The 15,797-nt window shown below is 68.0% G+C and carries 17 protein-coding genes and 1 pseudogene; 7 read left to right on the top strand and 11 right to left on the bottom strand.

The genetic code is table 11. From position 1 onward, the window contains the following. Window positions 1–169: 169 nt before the first annotated feature. A complete protein-coding gene (locus LXX_RS05840; protein WP_011186023.1) occupies window positions 170–466 on the top strand; it encodes a DUF4190 domain-containing protein in 297 nt (98 codons plus the stop codon). Window positions 467–697: 231 nt separating this feature from the next. Here LXX_RS05840 and LXX_RS05835 read toward each other — a convergent pair whose 3' ends face one another. The 3 genes and pseudogenes from LXX_RS05835 to glgA form a co-directional block, all read right to left on the bottom strand. Continuing rightward, complete coding sequence (locus LXX_RS05835; protein WP_011186022.1) at window positions 698–949, bottom strand: type B 50S ribosomal protein L31; 252 nt, start codon at window positions 947–949, stop codon at window positions 698–700. Window positions 950–1,068: 119 nt separating this feature from the next. Then, entirely contained in the window at window positions 1,069–1,869 is an 801-nt protein-coding gene (locus tag LXX_RS05830; RefSeq protein ID WP_011186021.1) for an ABC transporter ATP-binding protein, read from the bottom strand. A gap of 32 nt (window positions 1,870–1,901) precedes the next feature. After that, window positions 1,902–3,091 (bottom strand): annotated as a pseudogene (gene glgA / locus LXX_RS05825) (glycogen synthase). Window positions 3,092–3,136: 45 nt separating this feature from the next. Between glgA and LXX_RS05820 the strand changes: the two are divergent. Together LXX_RS05820 and serB are read left to right on the top strand one after the other, a co-directional pair. Beyond that, on the top strand, window positions 3,137–4,381 hold the full coding sequence (locus LXX_RS05820) for a glucose-1-phosphate adenylyltransferase (RefSeq protein WP_011186020.1): 1,245 nt from the start codon (window positions 3,137–3,139) through the stop codon (window positions 4,379–4,381). Beyond that, window positions 4,368–5,066, top strand: a complete 699-nt coding sequence (gene serB, locus LXX_RS05815; RefSeq protein ID WP_011186019.1) for a phosphoserine phosphatase SerB — start codon at window positions 4,368–4,370, stop codon at window positions 5,064–5,066. The genes LXX_RS05820 and serB overlap by 14 nt, the downstream gene beginning before the upstream one ends. Window positions 5,067–5,178: 112 nt before the next feature. On the opposite strand, the gene LXX_RS05810 is transcribed toward serB, so the two are convergent. Continuing rightward, complete coding sequence (locus LXX_RS05810; protein WP_011186018.1) at window positions 5,179–5,889, bottom strand: beta-ketoacyl-ACP reductase; 711 nt, start codon at window positions 5,887–5,889, stop codon at window positions 5,179–5,181. A gap of 78 nt (window positions 5,890–5,967) precedes the next feature. Between LXX_RS05810 and LXX_RS05805 the strand changes: the two genes are divergently transcribed. Genes LXX_RS05805 through LXX_RS05795 form a run of 3 tightly spaced genes read left to right on the top strand, consistent with a single transcriptional unit; the run spans window position 5,968 to window position 7,372 of the window. Further along, complete coding sequence (locus tag LXX_RS05805; protein ID WP_011186017.1) at window positions 5,968–6,273, top strand: DUF3099 domain-containing protein; 306 nt, start codon at window positions 5,968–5,970, stop codon at window positions 6,271–6,273. Further along, window positions 6,270–6,506 carry a hypothetical protein gene (locus LXX_RS05800; protein WP_041767501.1) on the top strand — a complete coding sequence of 79 codons (237 nt, stop codon included), beginning with the start codon at window positions 6,270–6,272 and terminating at the stop codon, window positions 6,504–6,506. The genes LXX_RS05805 and LXX_RS05800 overlap by 4 nt, the downstream gene beginning before the upstream one ends. After that, window positions 6,503–7,372 carry an SURF1 family cytochrome oxidase biogenesis protein gene (locus LXX_RS05795; protein WP_011186015.1) on the top strand — a complete coding sequence of 290 codons (870 nt, stop codon included), beginning with the start codon at window positions 6,503–6,505 and terminating at the stop codon, window positions 7,370–7,372. The genes LXX_RS05800 and LXX_RS05795 overlap by 4 nt, the downstream gene beginning before the upstream one ends. 14 nt (window positions 7,373–7,386) lie before the next feature. Here the strand turns inward: LXX_RS05795 and LXX_RS05790 are convergent, their stop codons facing one another. From LXX_RS05790 to sufB, 6 genes are all read right to left on the bottom strand, one after another. Continuing rightward, the gene (locus LXX_RS05790; RefSeq protein WP_011186014.1) at window positions 7,387–8,985 is read right to left on the bottom strand and encodes an ABC-F family ATP-binding cassette domain-containing protein; all 1,599 of its coding nucleotides are present in this window, start codon (window positions 8,983–8,985) and stop codon (window positions 7,387–7,389) included. Window positions 8,986–9,091: 106 nt separating this feature from the next. Continuing rightward, window positions 9,092–9,421: a metal-sulfur cluster assembly factor gene (locus LXX_RS05785; RefSeq protein WP_011186013.1), complete on the bottom strand. Its 330-nt coding sequence runs from the start codon at window positions 9,419–9,421 to the stop codon at window positions 9,092–9,094. 9 nt (window positions 9,422–9,430) lie between these two features. Further along, entirely contained in the window at window positions 9,431–10,225 is a 795-nt protein-coding gene (gene sufC / locus LXX_RS05780) for a Fe-S cluster assembly ATPase SufC (protein WP_011186012.1), read from the bottom strand. 2 nt (window positions 10,226–10,227) lie between these two features. Next, window positions 10,228–10,557 (bottom strand): non-heme iron oxygenase ferredoxin subunit, encoded by a 330-nt coding sequence (locus tag LXX_RS05775; RefSeq protein WP_011186011.1) that lies wholly within the window; start codon window positions 10,555–10,557, stop codon window positions 10,228–10,230. Then, on the bottom strand, window positions 10,557–11,741 hold the full coding sequence (sufD, locus tag LXX_RS05770; protein ID WP_011186010.1) for a Fe-S cluster assembly protein SufD: 1,185 nt from the start codon (window positions 11,739–11,741) through the stop codon (window positions 10,557–10,559). The genes LXX_RS05775 and sufD overlap by 1 nt, the downstream gene beginning before the upstream one ends. Before the next feature lie 43 nt (window positions 11,742–11,784). Further along, a complete protein-coding gene (gene sufB / locus LXX_RS05765; RefSeq protein WP_011186009.1) occupies window positions 11,785–13,203 on the bottom strand; it encodes a Fe-S cluster assembly protein SufB in 1,419 nt (472 codons plus the stop codon). Between the two features lie 297 nt (window positions 13,204–13,500). Between sufB and LXX_RS05760 the strand changes: the two genes are divergently transcribed. Continuing rightward, window positions 13,501–14,427, top strand: a complete 927-nt coding sequence (locus tag LXX_RS05760; RefSeq protein WP_011186008.1) for a COX15/CtaA family protein — start codon at window positions 13,501–13,503, stop codon at window positions 14,425–14,427. Window positions 14,428–14,869: 442 nt separating this feature from the next. On the opposite strand, the gene LXX_RS05755 is transcribed toward LXX_RS05760, so the two are convergent. Next, window positions 14,870–15,793, bottom strand: a complete 924-nt coding sequence (locus LXX_RS05755; RefSeq protein WP_011186007.1) for a heme o synthase — start codon at window positions 15,791–15,793, stop codon at window positions 14,870–14,872. Window positions 15,794–15,797: the final 4 nt, after the last annotated feature.

Genomic DNA, 15,797 nt, shown 5'->3' with positions numbered 1-15,797 from the left:
CGCCGCCGATCGGCCGATTCAGCTCGTCTCGGGGACGCCTCGCGCTCCAGGACGGGTGAGTGTCTTGACGCGAGCTCCGCCTCTTCCGGTTCGCTCCCTCCAGCTGGCTGAACAGGAGCGTCTCGCAGGGACCTTACCCTGAATCGGAACGAGAGGTAGCCTGAATTCTATGAGCGATCCGCTGACCCCTCAGGTCCAGCCACCGCAATACGGCTACACGCCCCCGGCTCCCGGCTACAACCCCATCTCGATTGTGGCCTTCGTGCTCGCGTTCTTCACGAGCGCCATCGGCGTCATCCTCGGGTTTGTGGCGCTCTCGCAGATCAAGCGCACTGGTGAGCAGGGCCGTGGACTGGCGATCGCCGCGATCGTCATCGGTTTCGCCGAGTTCGCGCTCGTGGTGCTGCTCATCGTCATCGCGATCGTCGCGGCCGGGATCGCTGCGGCGAGCTATCACATCCGCTGAGCCCGCTCCGCTCCGCGAAAAGACCCCCGGTTTGAACTGACCACCCCGATCAGGGATTCCACCACCAGCACACCTTCCTGGTTCAGCACCGGCAGGAACCGCTCAACGCTCAAGGGCCTGGGCCCGGTTGCACACCGGACTCAGGCCCTTGCCGCCCAGCCCCACTACGATCTCACCTGGCCAGCCCGGCAATCGGGAACCAGTTCACGTGGACAGGGGCCTCGCGGTCGCTTATTTGCCGAAGTTCTTGTAGCGGGTGTTGAATTTCTCGACCCGGCCAGCGGAGTCGAGGATGCGCTGCTTACCGGTGTAGAACGGGTGCGACTCGGAGGAGATCTCGACGTCGATGACCGGGTATGTGCTGCCGTCCTCCCACTCGATCGTCTTCTGGCTGGAAACGGTCGAACGGGTGAGGAAGGTCGCGCCCGAGGCCAGGTCGCGGAAAACCACGGGGGCGTAGTCGGGGTGGATGCCAGTCTTCATGAGGACTTCCTTGTTGCGTAGTGATCGGTCGTGTCCACGCTCGATGCGCGAGGACGGAAAGCGGTGGGCCCACGACAGCCCGGGAGGCAGGGTGCCAGCTGATAAGTTTAGCAGATCGGTCAATCCGGGGAGACCGGACGCGCCCGGGCCACGTAACGGCCATCGGTCTCGGTCAGTTCGATGTCGACATCGAACGCCGCGCTCAGCGACTCGCTCGTGAGGACCTTCTCCAGCGGGCCCTGCGCGGCGATCCTGCCGTCTTTGAGCAGCAGCGCACGGTTGAAGCCGAGCGGGATCTCCTCGACGTGATGGGTGACCATCACGATCGCGGGCGATGCGGGATCGCTGGCGTAGCCGCCGAGCAGCCGAAGCAGCTCTTCGCGGCCACCGAGGTCGAGGCTCGCGGCGGGCTCGTCGAGCAGGAGCATCTCGGGATCGGTCATCACTGCGCGCGCGATCTGCACGCGCTTCTGCTCGCCGTCGCTCAGGCTGCCGAAGGCGCGGTCCGCCAGCTGCTCCAGGTTCCACTCACCGAGCACGCGGCGGGCGCGGCGTTCGTCGATGTCCTCGTACTGCTCGTTCCAGCGGCCGGTGACCGCATAGGCGGCGGTCATCACGACATCCACCACCTTCTCGCCCCGCGGTATGCGACGGGCCAGGGCGCTCGACGCGAACCCGAGCAGCGGGCGCAACTCGGCGAGAGCGCTGCCCCCGAGTCGCTCGCCCAGCACCTCGGCCGCGCCCGCGGAGGGTTGCAGGGCTGCGGCGGCGATCTGAAGGAGCGTCGTCTTGCCGGCGCCGTTCGGGCCGAGGACCACCCAGCGCTCATCCGGCTCGACGTTCCACTCCACTCCGTCAAGGACAGCGGCGCCCTCCCTGGTCACGGACACATTATGGAGTCGGAGAACGCTGTTGGCCATGACTTCTAGCCTAGTCGCCGTCCCGGTCGCGCTCAGACCAGCGAGCGGTAGACGAGCCGGGTCTGCTCTGCGATGGCGGTCCAGCTGAACTCCGCCTGCGCCCGCGCCCGGCCGGCCGCCCCCATTCGCGCCGCACGCTCTCGGTCGCCGACGACCTCGGTCAGCGCTGCGGCGAGATCGCGGACGAACGCCTCGGGATCGAGCGGCGTGCCGCTGCCGTCCTGCTTTTGGTCGATCGGCACCAGCCTGCCGGTGACACCGTCCACGATCACCTCGGGGATACCGCCCGTGGCGGTCCCGACGACCGGGAGGCCACACGCCATCGCCTCCAGGTTCACGATCCCGAGCGGCTCGTAGACCGACGGGCAGACGAAGACGGTGGACGCCGTGAGCGTCGCTCACAGCTCATCGTTCGGGAGCAGCCGATCGATCCAGACCACACCGTCCCGCTCCTCCTGCAGCTGGCCGACGAGCCCGCTCACCTCCGCGAGGATCTCCGGCGTGTCCGGAGCCCCGGCGCACAGGACGAGCTGCACGTCCTCCGGGAGCGTCCTGGCAGCGCGGAGCAGATACGGCAAGCCCTTCTGGCGCGTGATGCGGCCGACGAAGATCACCGCGGGACGCTCGGGGTCAATCCCGAGCGCCCGTGCCTTCTCGCCGTCGTCCAGCGGCTGCCAGCGTTCGAGGTCGATGCCGTTGTAGACGACAGTCACCTTCGACGGGTCGAGCGCCGGATAGGACGCGAGGATGTCGCGCCGCATCCCGTCACTCACGGCGATGACCGTGTCGGCCGCCTCAAACGCGGTCTTCTCGATCCAGCCGGAGACGGCGTAGCCACCGCCGAGCTGCTCAGCCTTCCACGGCCGGAGCGTCTCCAGGCTGTGCGCGGTGACGACGTGCGGAACGTCGTGCAGCAGCTTCGCGAGGTGGCCGCCCGCGTTGGCGTACCAGGTGTGCGAGTGGACGATGTCGGCGCCGCCGCAGTCCTGCGCCATCTGCAGATCCACCCCCAGAGAGGCGATCGCTCCATTCGCGCCGGCGAGCTCCCCCGACGCCCGGTAGGCGACGGCGCCGGGCTCCTCGCGAGGCTCTCCGAAGCACCGCACGAACACCTCGGTTCCGGTCCGGAGAGCCCGGACGAGCTCGGTCACATGCCCCCCCCCCCCCCCCCGCCACCGTAGACAGCAGGCGGGTACTCACGGGTGAGAAGATCGACGCGCATGCGAGAACGCTAGTACAGCCCTGGGGATGCCTCTACTGTGGTGGAATGGGAGCAGGTAAGAAGATCTTCGGAATCGTCCTCGCCGGTGGCGAAGGCAAGCGGCTGATGCCGCTCACCACAGACCGGGCGAAACCGGCGGTTCCCTTCGGCGGGCAGTACCGCCTGATCGACTTCGCCCTCTCGAACCTCATCAACTCGCAGCTGCGCCAGATCGTCGTCCTCACCCAGTACAAATCGCACAGCCTCGACCGCCATATCTCGCAGACCTGGCGACCAGACGGGATGCTGAACTCCTACATCGCCTCCGTCCCCGCCCAGCAGCGCCTCGGAAAGCGCTGGTTCTCCGGGTCGGCCGACGCCATCCTGCAGAGCATCAACCTGCTTCGCGACGAGAAGCCGGACATTGTCGTCGTGGTCGGAGCCGACCACGTCTACCGGATGGACTTCGGCCAGATGATACGGTCTCACCTCGACTCCGGCTCCAGCGTCACCGTCGCCGCCATCCGCCAGCCGGTCTCCCTCGCCGACCAGTTCGGGGTCATCGAGGTGGACCCGGCCAGCCCGGAGCGCATCGCCGCCTTCCGCGAGAAGCCGTCCGACCCGGTCGCCCTCCCGGAGTCCCCCGGCGAGGTGCTCGCTTCCATGGGCAACTACGTTTTCACCGCCGACGCGCTCATCGCGGCCGTCCGGCGCGACGCCGACCGCCCCGACTCGAATCACGACATGGGCGGCGACATCATCCCGGACTTCGTGGCCCGCGGCGAGGCCGGCGTCTACGACTTCACGAACAACGAGGTGCCCGGCTCCACCGACCGCGACCGCTACTACTGGCGGGATGTCGGGACGATCGACTCGTTCTTCGAAGCGCACCAGGACCTCATCTCCGCGCTCCCGGTGTTCAACCTGTACAACCGCCAGTGGCCGATCTTCAGCCAGGTTCTCAACTCCCCGCCCGCCAAAATCGTGCGCGACGGACGCGGCGCGCTCGGCACGACCATCGACTCCATCGTCTCGCTCGGGTCGGTCATCTCCGGCGCGCACCTCGAGCGCAGTGTGCTCGGCCCGTGGGCCACCGTTGACTCCGGGGCCAAAGTCATCGACTCGGTCGTGTTCGAGCGCGCCCTCATCGAGCCGAATGCGTTCGTCGGACGTGCCATCCTGGACAAGGACGTCGTCGTGGCGGCGGGAGCAAGTATCGGCGTGGACCCCGACAGGGACCGTGCGCGCGGCTTCACCGTCACCGAGTCCGGAATCACCGTCGTCGGAAAGGGAGTGCATGTCGTTCCCTGACAGGAAAGAGCATCTGGTGAGCGAGAAGAGCACCATCCACCACCGGCACGCCCGCTTCCTCGTCGTCCTCGACGCGGACTCGACCCTCTTCCACGATGAGGTGATCGAGCTTCTGGCCGAGGAGGCCGGAGCGCGGAACGAGGTGGCCGAGATCACCGAGCGCGCCATGCGGGGCGAACTCGACTTCGAGGAGACCCTGCGCGAGCGCGTGTACACGCTGGCCGGCCTTCCGGTCGAGGTCTTCGAGCGGGTGGGCGAGCGCCTCCGGGTGACGGACGGCGTCCCCGAACTCATCGCGGGCGTCCGGGCTGCCGGGGGCCGGGTGACCGTCGTCTCCGGTGGGTTCCACGAGGTGCTCGACCCCCTCGGGGAACGCCTGGGCCTCGACCACTGGCGGGCCAACCGCCTCCGCGTCACCGGCGGTGTCCTCACCGGCGAGGTCGAGGGGCCGGTGGTGGACGCTGAGGCCAAGGCCCGAGCCCTGCGGCACTGGGCCGCGGACGCCGGCGTTCCCCTCCGACAGACCATCGCGATCGGCGACGGTGCCAACGACCTCCGTATGATGGCCGAAGCCGGGCTCGGCGTCGCTTTCAACGCCAAACCCCGCGTCCGCGCCGAGGCCGACCTCGTCATCCAGCGTCAGGACCTCGCCCAGGTCCTCCCCCTCCTCGGCCTCCGCGGCTGACCCGGTCCCCTCGCGCCCCGTCGCCCCCTCGCCGGAAACGGAGGAGAGCTCCGCCCCGCCACCCCAGAATCTCCTCCCTCTTCCGGAAGCGGGAGCAGGGGGACGGCAGCGGCTAGTGTCCCATGCCCAGGCCGCCGTCCACGGGGATGACCGTGCCGGACACATAAGCCGCGTCGTCTCCGGCGATCCAGGTCACCACGCGAGCGACCTCCTGTGGCGAGGCGAACCGGCCGGCCGGGATGTTCCGCTTGTACTCAGCCTGCTGCTCCTCGGGCAGCTCGGCGGTCATATCGGTCTCGATGAAGCCGGGGGCGACGACATTGGCGGTGATCCCGCGGGCGCCGAGCTCGCGCGTTAGCGAGCGGGCCATGCCGACGAGGCCCGCCTTGCTGGCGGCGTAGTTCACCTGACCGGCGGAGCCGTACAGGCCGACCACGCTGGAGATCAGCACCACGCGGCCCCAGCGGGCCTTCAGCATCCCCTTGGAGGCGCGCTTCACCACCCGGAACGCGCCGCCGAGGTTGGTGTCGACTACGCTGTCGAAATCCTGGTCCGACATCCGCAGGAGGAGGGTGTCGCGGGTGATCCCCGCGTTCGCGACGATGACCTCCACCGGGCCGAGCTTTTCCTCGACCTCGGCGAACGCGACGTCCACGGCCGCGCTATCCGTCACATCGGCGCGCACTGTCAGCGAACCGGCGGGGCCTTCGCCCGAGCGAGCGGTGACCGCGACGCGGTGCCCCTGCGCGACGAACTCCTCCGCGATGGCGTATCCGATGCCGCGGTTGCCGCCGGTGACGAGGACGGTGCGTGGGATGGTCATGGATGCGGGTCCTTTCGATGAAAATTGGCCCGGGGCGGGCCTCTGCCGGCGAATGGACGTACGCTGGAGTGAACGCCCATGAAGCCGACACGCCCCGCCCTCACGAACCTCCCCGTCGCGCCAGACGAGGAACGAAAGCACCGGATGATCAAGTATACGGTGGCTATGGGGGTCCGCATTGTCTGCGTGTTCGCCGCCATCCTCGCGCCGGGCTGGTGGGCCGCCGCGCCCATCCTCGGCGCGATCTTCCTGCCGTACTTCGCGGTCGTGCTCGCGAATGTGTCGGCGGACCCGCGCAAGGGAGAAGTGCAGCGGCCCGGCGCTATCCTGCCTGTGGCGCCGTCGCCCACGGGGCCGCGCGGCGAACGGCGGGAGGACCGGTGATCGGACGGGACGAACCGGAACCGCTGACCTGTTCGCGCGCCAGCTGCGGCGAACGAGCGTCCTGGCGGATCGAGTGGCGGAATCCGAGGATCCACACCGCTGACCGGGTGAAAGTGTGGCTGGCGTGCGCCGAGCACATCGGCTTCCTGCGGGAGTTCCTGGCGACGCGCGGCTTCCCGCTCACCGTCGTCGCGCTCACCGCCGGTGGGGGCCCCGAGAGGAGCGGTGCGTGACCCGGGAGGCCGCGGACCAGTCCGGCTGGCGGTTCGCGTTCTCGCGGCGCTGGCTTGGCTACATCGCGTTCGCCGTCCTCTTCGCGATCGCTTGCGGTTTCCTCTCCACCTGGCAGCTCGCACGCAGCAAGGAGGCCGCGGCGGCGAATGCGCTCATCGCGGCGAACTTCGGCTCAGAGCCCGTCTCTCTCACGGACGCGCTGCCCTCCCTCGACGCCTACTCCCCCCGGCAGGAATGGACGCGGGTCACGGTGACGGGCGTCTACGAGAAGGACAAGGAACTCCTGGTCCGCAATCGCCCGTTCAAGGGCAACCCCGGTTTCGAAGTGCTCACGCCGCTGCGCACCGCCGACGGCGCGCTGTTCATCGTAGACCGTGGCTGGGTCCCGACCGGCTCCAGCACCGACGACCCCGACCGGGTGCCCGCCGCGCCATCGGGAACGGTGACCGTCGTCGCACGTCTCAAAGCCAGCGAGCCCGCCATCCCCGGACGAACCGCAGCCGGAATGCAGGTCGGCACCATCCAGCTCTCGGTCGTCCGGCAGAAGCTCGGCGACGCGGATGTCTACACCGGGGCTTACGGCCTCCTCGACTCACAGCGCCCACAGCCCACCGGCTCACCGACCCCGACAGTCACCGCCCCGCCGACCCGCGACGAAGGTCTGCACTGGTCGTACATGATCCAGTGGATCATCTTCGCCCTGATCGGATTCTTCGGCCTGGGGTACGCGCTGCGCACCGAGTACCGCAAACGCAACGAGCACGACCCGGCGGAACAGGCCCGGGCGGCCGAACGCGAGCGGAAGCGGCGCGCGAGGCACAGCGACGCGGAGGCCGAGGACGAGCTGCTGGACGCAGCACCGTAGAAGCCATCCGGCGGCTATGCCAGGGAAATGAGCTCCAGGTAGTCCCTGTTCCAGTGGTCCTCGACGCCGTCCGGCAGGATCAGCACCCGCTCCGGGTTCAGCGCCTCCACCGCCCCCTCGTCATGGCTGACCAGGATCACCGCGCCCTCGTAGTGGGCGAGCGCATCCAGGATCTCGTCACGGCTAGCTGGGTCGAGGTTGTTGGTCGGTTCGTCCAGCAGCAGGACGTTCGCCCCCGAAACCACGATCATCGCCAGGGCGAGGCGGGTCTTCTCCCCACCCGAGAGCACCCCGGCCTGTTTGTGCGCGTCGGCTCCGGTGAAGAGAAACGATCCGAGTACCTTCCGCGCTTCGGTCTCGGTGAGCGCCGGTGAGGACGACACCATGTTCTGAAGCACACTGCGCTCGACGTCGATGGTCTCGTGCTCCTGGGCATAATAGCCGATGCGGAGCCCGTGGCCGGGCTCGATCGCGCCGGTGTCGGGCTTGTCGACGCCGGCGAGCATCCGGAGCAGGGTTGTCTTCCCCGCGCCGTTGAGGCCGAGCACCACAACCTTCGAACCGCGGTCGATCGCGAGGTCCACGGCAGTGAAGATCTCCAGCGAGCCGTAGCTCTTCGACAGATCGCTGGCTTGCAGGGGTGTCTTACCGCACGGGGCCGGGGTTGGGAAACGCAGTTTCGCCACCCGGTCCGCCTGGCGGACCTCATCGAGCCCGGCGAGCAGCTTCTCGGCCCGCGCGACCATCTGGTGCGCGGCGGCGGCCTTCGTGGCCTTCGCACCGAACCTGGCGGCCTGCGACTGGAGGGCGCCCGCCTTCTTCTCCGCGTTCGCGCGCTCCTTCTTGCGGCGTTCCTCGTCGGCCGCGCGCTGGCGCTGATAGTTCTTCCAGCCCATATTGTAGATGTCGATGACCTGCCGGTTCGCGTCCAGGTAGAAGACGCGGTTGACAGTCTCCCCCACCAGATCCACATCGTGCGAGATCACGATGAACCCGCCGGAGTAACCCTTCAGGAACTCCCGCAGCCAGACGATGGAGTCGGCGTCGAGGTGGTTGGTCGGCTCATCGAGGATCATCGTGCGGGCATCGGAGAACAGGATGCGCGCCAGCTCGATGCGCCGCCGCTGACCGCCCGACAGCGTCTTCAGCGGCTGATCCAGGATGCGGTCGGGCAGGTTGAGGTTGCTCGCGATGGAGGCTGCCTCCGCCTCCGCCGCGTAGCCGCCGAGCATGTGGAAGCGCTCCTCCAGCCGACCGTACGTCTTCATCGCGGCCGCGAACACCGCCGCGTCGTCGCTCGCCATGTCGAGCGTCGCCTGCTGCATCCCGAGCACGATGGAGCCGAGCCCGCGGGCGTCCAGGATGCGCGTGCGGGCGAGGTCGTCCAGGTTCCCCGAGCGCGGGTCCTGCGGCAGGTAGCCCAGCTCGCCGCTGCGGTCGACTGAGCCGGCGGTCGGCAGCAGATCGCCGGCGAGCACTTTGGTCAGGGTCGTCTTCCCGGCGCCGTTGCGCCCGACGAGCCCGATCTTGTCGCCTGCGGCCACGCGGAAGCTGACGTCCTCCATCAGCAATCGCGCCCCCACGCGCAGCTCAAGCCCCTGCACACTCAGCACAGTTCATCCATTCGTTCGTGAAGCAGCCATCCGTTCCTCACGTTTCAGGGGACACACGGGGAGCGAGCCGGAAGAAGCGAGGAACGGATGGCGGGAAAGGTGGTGGTCAGATCGCGAAGCCGAGGGCGCGCATCATGTCGCGACCGTCGTCGGTGATGCGCTCGGGACCCCAGGGGGGCATCCACACCCAGTTGATGCGGAAGGCTTCGACGATACCGTCGAGGCTCTCGGCGGTCTGCTCCTCGAGCACATCGGTGAGCGGGCAGCCGGCGCTGGTCAGCGTCATGGAGATGATGAGCGCGTTGTTCTCGTCGTCCCAGCCCAGATCGTAGATCAGGCCGAGGTCGACGACGTTGATCCCGAGTTCGGGGTCCATGACATTCTTCAGCGCCTCCTCGACCAGGTCGAAGAGCGCCGGGCTCAGCGTGCTGGACATACGATCAGCCTACGCCCCAGCCTGTTCGCTGGAGACGCCGGACGCGGACTCGGGAGCGCCGACGAAGCGGTCGTAGCCTTCCTCCTCCAGGCGCTCCGCGAGCTCCGGGCCGCCCTCCTCCGCCACCTTGCCCGCGACGAAGACATGCACGAAGTCCGGTTCGATGTAGCGCAGGATGCGCGTATAGTGCGTGATCAGCAGGATGCCGAGCCCGGTGTTCTCCTTGGCCCGGTTGACACCCTCCGACACAACCTTCAGCGCGTCCACATCGAGCCCGGAGTCGGTCTCGTCCAGCACGGCGAACGTCGGCTTCAGCAGCTCCAGTTGCAGGATCTCGTTGCGCTTCTTCTCGCCGCCCGAGAAGCCCTCGTTGACGTTGCGCTCCGCGAACGACGAATCCATCCGGAGATTCGCCATGCTCTCGCGGATGTCTTTCACCCAGGTGCGGATGGCGGGGGCCTGGCCGTCGACGGCGGTCTTCGCGGTGCGGAGGAAGTTCGTGTTGGTCACCCCGGGGATCTCCACCGGGTACTGCATCGCGAGGAAGAGGCCGGCGCGGGCGCGCTCGTCCACGCTCATGGCGAGCACATCCTCGCCGTCGAGGGCGATGCTGCCCTGCGTGACGATGTACTTCGGGTGACCGGCGATGGTGTACGCCAGGGTAGATTTACCGGAGCCGTTCGGGCCCATGATGGCGTGGATCTCCCCCTCTCGGATGGTCAGGTCGACACCGTTCAGGATGGGCTTCACGCCCTGGTCCGTCTCGACGGTGACGTGCAGGTCGCGGATCTCGAGGACTGACATGCTTACTGGATCTCTTTCGTGATGGTCGGGTCGATGTAGACGTCTCCGTCGATGACCTCGACCGGGAAGACGGGAACCGGCTCGTACGCCGGGAGGTTAAGGGGTTTGCCGGTGATCAGCGAGAACGGGGAGCCGTGGGCCCAGCACTCGAGCGTCTCGCCTTCGACGAAGCCTTCGGACAGCGAGATCTCGCCGTGCGTGCAGGTGTCGCCGATGGCGTGGATGTCGCCGGCCGAGTCCTTGACGAGCGCGATGGGGACGCCGCCCACCAACACGCGGGTCGGCTGGTTCTCGACCAGCTCCGCCGCCGAGAGCACGCGGGTGCCGGCCATCAGCTCGCCGCCGTGACGGAGAGGGCGAGTTCGGCTTCGATAGCGGTCTGCAAACGCTCCTGCAGCGCGGGCGAGCCGATCTGCTGCACGATCTCGAAGAGGAAGCCGCGCACGACCAGGCGGCGAGCCTCCTCCTCCGGGATGCCGCGGGACTGCAGGTAGAACAGCTGCTCGTCGTCGAAACGGCCGGTCGCGCTGGCGTGACCGGCGCCCACGATGTCGCCGGTCTCGATCTCCAGGTTCGGTATGGAGTCGGCCCGGGCGCCGTCCGTCAGGACGAGGTTGCGGTTCTGCTCGTAGGTGTCAGTGCCGGTCGCTTTCGGGCCGATCAGCACATCGCCGATCCACACTGTGCGCGCGCCCACACCCTGAAGGGCGCCCTTGTAGGTCACCCGGCTGCGGGTCTCCGGGCCGTCGTGGTACACGTACACCTGCTGCTCGAGGTGCTGATCGGCGTCGGCGAAGTACGCGCCGAGGAGTTCGGCGTCCGAGCGGGCCCCGGCGAGGTGCGCCGAGGGGTTCAGCCGCACGACCCCGCCGCCCAGGGTGACGGCCACATGCTTGATGCGAGCGCCCTCCGCGAGTTCGGCGAAGTGCGCCGCGACGTGCAGCGCGTCGTCGTCCCACTCCTGAACGGTGACGACGGTGAGATCGGCGTCCTTCCCGACGAGGAACTCGACGTTCTCGCTGAGATGCGCGGGACCGCTGTTCTGCAGGATGAGCGTGGCACGAGCGCCGCCGGCGACCTCCACGACGGTGTGCGCCGCGCGTGCCGCCCCACCGAGGGCCGAACGGGTGAGGGTGACCTCCTTGGCGTCGTCCCCGGCGATCGAGACGAGCAGCGCCCGCTCGAAGCCGGTCCACGCGTTGGCGGAGGCGCGGTCCTCCGGGGTGCCGGCGGCGCCGATGTGGGCGTCGTCGCGGCCGATCCAGGCGGTGGTCACCCCCGGAGCCGTCGTCGCGTCATAGACGTACGGAGCGCCGTCGAGCTCACCGGTGAGCAGCTCGGTCAGCCGGGCGACCGGGGTATGCTTCCACATGACTTCGCGGCCGGTGACCTCGGGGAAGTCGGCTACCTCCGTGGAGGTGAAGCGCTCCGAACGGGTCTGAACCGGGACGGGCGCGCGCAGGTGCGCCGGTGGGACCGGCTCGGTGGTCTGCGCCGGTGTGCTTGCGGACGTCATGGTCAGCCCACATTTCCTTTCGAGGAGGTACGAGGAGAGAGGATCATCCGACGGAGCCTTCCATGCCCATTTCGATGAGCTTGTTGAGTTCGAGTGCGTATTCCATCGGGAGCTCCCGGGCGATCGGCTCGATGAAGCCGCGGACGATCATGGCTATCGCCTCGTCCTCCGGAAGCCCCCGGGACATCAGGTAGAACAGCTGCTCCTCGCTCACGCGCGAGACCGTGGCCTCGTGGCCCAGCTGCACGTCGTCCACCCGGATGTCGATCGCCGGATAGGTGTCGGAGCGCGAGATCGTGTCCACCAGCAGCGCGTCGCAGCGCACGGTGTTCGCCGAGTGGTGCGCGTTGGCGTCCACTCGCACCTCGCCCCGGTAGCCGGCCCGGCCGCCGCCGCGCGCGATCGACTTCGAGACGATCGAGGATTGCGTGTAGGGCGCCATGTGGATCATCTTCGCGCCCGCGTCCTGGCGCTGGCCGGGGCCGGCGAACGCGACGGAGAGGGTCTCGCCCTTGGCGTGCTCGCCCATCAGATAGATCGACGGGTACTTCATCGTCACCTTGGAGCCGATGTTGCCGTCGATCCACTCCATCGTCGCGCCCTCAGCGGCCTGTGCGCGCTTGGTGACGAGGTTGTAGACGTTGTTGGACCAGTTCTGGATGGTCGTGTACCGCACCCGCGCGTTCTTCTTGACGATGATCTCGACCACCGCGGAGTGCAGCGAGTCGGACTTGTAGATCGGTGCGGTGCAGCCTTCGATGTAGTGAACGTAGCTGCCCTCGTCGGCGATGATGAGCGTCCGCTCGAACTGGCCCATGTTCTCGGTGTTGATGCGGAAGTACGCCTGAAGCGGGATCTCAACGTGTACCCCCTTGGGGACGTACACGAACGACCCGCCGGACCAGACGGCGGTGTTCAGGGCGGCGAACTTGTTGTCCCCGGCCGGAATGACCGTGCCGAAGTACTCCTCGAAGAACTCCGGGTGCTCTTTCAGCGCCGTGTCGGTGTCGAGGAAGATGACGCCCTGCTGCTCCAGGTCCTCGCGGATCTGGTGGTAGACGACCTCCGACTCGTACTGAGCGGCGACACCGGCAACGAGACGCTGGCGCTCAGCCTCCGGGATGCCGAGCTTCTCGTAAGTGTTGCGGATGTCCTCGGGCAGGTCTTCCCAGCTCTGGGCCTGCTTCTCGGTGGAGCGGACGAAGTACTTGATGTTGTCGAAGTCGATCTCGGAGAGATCGGCGCCCCAGGTCGGCATCGGCTTGCGCTCGAAGAGCTGGAGGGCCTTGAGGCGACGCTGCAGCATCCACTCGGGCTCGTTTTTGAGAGAGGAGATGTCTTTCACAACCTCGGGGCTGAGCCCTCGACGAGCGGAGGCGCCCGCCGCGTCGGAATCGGCCCAGCCGAACTCGTACTGCCCCAGGGAGTTGAGTTCCGGCCGGTCGATCAGGATGTCTGACATATCTACCTCGTTCTCCTTCCATCCGTAACCGGGTATCAGTCCGGCTCATTCCCCTCCCGGCGCGGCGAACCGGCTGGGAGCGTCCTGATTGTGCGGGTGGCTGGTGTGCGTACCTAAACTAATCGAGGACACGGGCGACAGCGCCCTGACCGCGGGCACGAACAGCGCCCGCTGACACGCGCATGCACAGCGCGTTTCTCGAACCCACCGATTCTACAGGTGCGGGCCGGCAATAAGAGTGACGCGCCTGCGCGTTACCCGAGTATCGAGCGAAAGAGACACCGAGGAATCACACACATGAACCGAATCATCGCTTGGCTGCCGGACCGCGTGGATGCCCGGCTCACGGTCATCGCGTGGATCTACCTGGTCGGCCAGATCGTGCTGGTCGGCACCGGCGGACTCGTCCGGCTCACCTCGAGCGGCCTCGGCTGCCCGACCTGGCCGAAGTGTACGGCGGACTCGCTCGTGAACACGCCCGAGATGGGCGTCCACGGGATCATCGAGTTCGGCAACCGGGTGCTGGGCATCGCGCTCGGGCTGATCGCCGTCGTGGCGTTCGTCGCCGTCCTGCGACTGCGCAGGGAACGGAAGGACCTGTTCTGGCTGACGCTGCTGGCCGGTCTCGGCATCCCGGCGCAGGCCGTGATCGGCGGCCTCAGCGTGCTCACGAAGCTGAACCCGTACGTGGTCGGCCTCCACTTCGTCGTCTCGATCGTCCTGGTCGCGCTATGCACGACGTTCCTGCTGCGACTGCGGACCGCGCCCGACCCACGCGCGCAGGCGGTGCCGGGATGGTTCGCCGGCGTCGCACACGTCACCAGCGCCGCCGTCGCCGTCACGATCCTGTCCGGTATCCTCACCACGGGCTCGGGGCCGCACGCGGGGGACGCCAACGCGCCGCGCAACGGGTTGAACCCGGAAATCCTGCAGCATGTCCACGCCCTCCCGGCGTATGCGACGCTGGCCCTGACGCTGGTGCTCGTGGCCGGGTCGCTGGGCCACCGCGCGGCGTCGGTGCGCCGGTGCGCGATGTGGCTGCTCGCGGTCGAAGCGCTCCAGATCACTGTCGGGCTCGTCCAGGCGAACACCGGCCTGCCGGGCATCCTCGTCGGTGTCCACATGATGCTGGCTGCGGCCCTCGCCGCCGCCATGACCGCGGTCATCCTCACACTGAAAGCCCCCGCCGAGCCTCGGCCCGACACCGCCAGCGCGGTCGCCTGACGAACCGCCCCGCGGCCTCGAAAACGGAGGGGACCGGGGCGGGACGGAACGGCGATGTCCTCCGTTTGCGCGAAGGGTGCGAGTGCGGTCGTTTCCGATGAGGTGGCCCCCGCGCAGACGGGTGTAGCGAGGCCGTCCGGAGCGGGGGCGAGCGCATTGCTGCAGACGGCGGCGAGGGCCTCGCCTATGAGCCCGCGGCCACGGGCCGTCCGGCGCCAGCCAGCAGCCGAGGGAGGCCGACCCCGGGGCCTCGTCGCGGCACACCTCGACCACGCCGGCCAGTAGCTGCGCACGAAGAACTCGGCGCTCTCGTGCGTGTAGGGACGAAGCAGCGGCACCCAGCGCTGCGTCTCCGCGTCCTGACACGCCTCGAAGACCGCGACGATGTCCGCCTCGCGCGGGTTCGTCGAGGACGAGCCGATCCGTCCTCGGCGTCCGCCCCTCAGAACGGGAGCAGCGGGTCGATGGCGACGGCCAGGAAGATCAGCGTCAGATAGGCGATGGAGCCGTGGAAGACGCGCATCGGCGACACCGTCGCGTGACAAATCGCAAGGTTGTAGAGGCGGTGCGACTCGTAGAGGAACCAGCCGCCGGCGACGAGCGCCACCGCCGTGTAGAGCACGCCCATGCGCGCGACCGGGATGAGCAGGAGCGAGCACGCCACCATCGCCCACGCGTACAGCACGACCTGGAGACCGACCACGGCGCGTCCACGGACCACCGCCAGCATCGGGACCCCGGCGTCTTTGTAGTCCTCGCGGTACTTCATCGACAGCGGCCAGTAGTGTGGCGGGGTCCACAGGAAGATGACGCCGAACAGGATGACGGGCGCCCAGCCGACCGAGTTCGTGACCACCGCCCAGCCGATGAGCACCGGCATGCAGCCGGCCACACCGCCCCACACGATGTTCTGGGTGGTGCGGCGCTTGAGGATCAGCGTGTAGAACACGACGTAGATCAGGATGGCCGCGACCGAGAGGCCGGCGGCGAGCCAGTTCGTGAAGAAGCCGAGCACGAGCACCGACGCCACACCGAGCGCCCAAGCGAAGACGAGGGCCTCGCGGTCGCTCAGCTCGCCGGTGACGAGCGGGCGGTTCTTCGTGCGCCGCATCACACGGTCGATGTCGCGGTCGATGTAGCAGTTGAACGCGCCGGCCGATCCGGCCGACATGTAGCCGCCGACGACGGTGGCCAGCACCAGCCAGAGGTTCGGGATGCCTCTCGCCGCGAGGATCATGGTCGGCACAGTCGTCACCAGCAACAGCTCGACCACGCGCGGCTTGGTCAGGGAGATGTACGCTTTCACCTTGCGGGAGACGCCGATGCGTCCGACCGGTTCGACACGGCTCTCTACGGCGACGTCCATTGCT

Origin of the sequence: Leifsonia xyli subsp. xyli str. CTCB07, from assembly GCF_000007665.1 — a bacterium.
GTDB lineage: Bacteria > Actinomycetota > Actinomycetes > Actinomycetales > Microbacteriaceae > Leifsonia > Leifsonia xyli_C.
This window is presented reverse-complemented; position numbering and strand designations above follow the sequence as displayed.

Bases quoted from the DNA above. Each gene is read 5' to 3' on its own strand.
- LXX_RS05840 (WP_011186023.1), top strand. From the start codon at position 170: ATGAGCGATCCGCTGACCCCTCAGGTCCAGCCACCGCAATACGGCTAC.
- LXX_RS05835 (WP_011186022.1), bottom strand. From the start codon at position 949: ATGAAGACTGGCATCCACCCCGACTACGCCCCCGTGGTTTTCCGCGAC.
- LXX_RS05830 (WP_011186021.1), bottom strand. From the start codon at position 1,869: ATGGCCAACAGCGTTCTCCGACTCCATAATGTGTCCGTGACCAGGGAG.
- LXX_RS05820 (WP_011186020.1), top strand. From the start codon at position 3,137: ATGGGAGCAGGTAAGAAGATCTTCGGAATCGTCCTCGCCGGTGGCGAA.
- serB (WP_011186019.1), top strand. From the start codon at position 4,368: ATGTCGTTCCCTGACAGGAAAGAGCATCTGGTGAGCGAGAAGAGCACC.
- LXX_RS05810 (WP_011186018.1), bottom strand. From the start codon at position 5,889: ATGACCATCCCACGCACCGTCCTCGTCACCGGCGGCAACCGCGGCATC.
- LXX_RS05805 (WP_011186017.1), top strand. From the start codon at position 5,968: ATGAAGCCGACACGCCCCGCCCTCACGAACCTCCCCGTCGCGCCAGAC.
- LXX_RS05785 (WP_011186013.1), bottom strand. From the start codon at position 9,421: ATGTCCAGCACGCTGAGCCCGGCGCTCTTCGACCTGGTCGAGGAGGCG.
- sufC (WP_011186012.1), bottom strand. From the start codon at position 10,225: ATGTCAGTCCTCGAGATCCGCGACCTGCACGTCACCGTCGAGACGGAC.
- LXX_RS05775 (WP_011186011.1), bottom strand. From the start codon at position 10,557: ATGGCCGGCACCCGCGTGCTCTCGGCGGCGGAGCTGGTCGAGAACCAG.
- sufD (WP_011186010.1), bottom strand. From the start codon at position 11,741: ATGACGTCCGCAAGCACACCGGCGCAGACCACCGAGCCGGTCCCACCG.
- sufB (WP_011186009.1), bottom strand. From the start codon at position 13,203: ATGTCAGACATCCTGATCGACCGGCCGGAACTCAACTCCCTGGGGCAG.
- LXX_RS05760 (WP_011186008.1), top strand. From the start codon at position 13,501: ATGAACCGAATCATCGCTTGGCTGCCGGACCGCGTGGATGCCCGGCTC.
- LXX_RS05755 (WP_011186007.1), bottom strand. From the start codon at position 15,793: ATGGACGTCGCCGTAGAGAGCCGTGTCGAACCGGTCGGACGCATCGGC.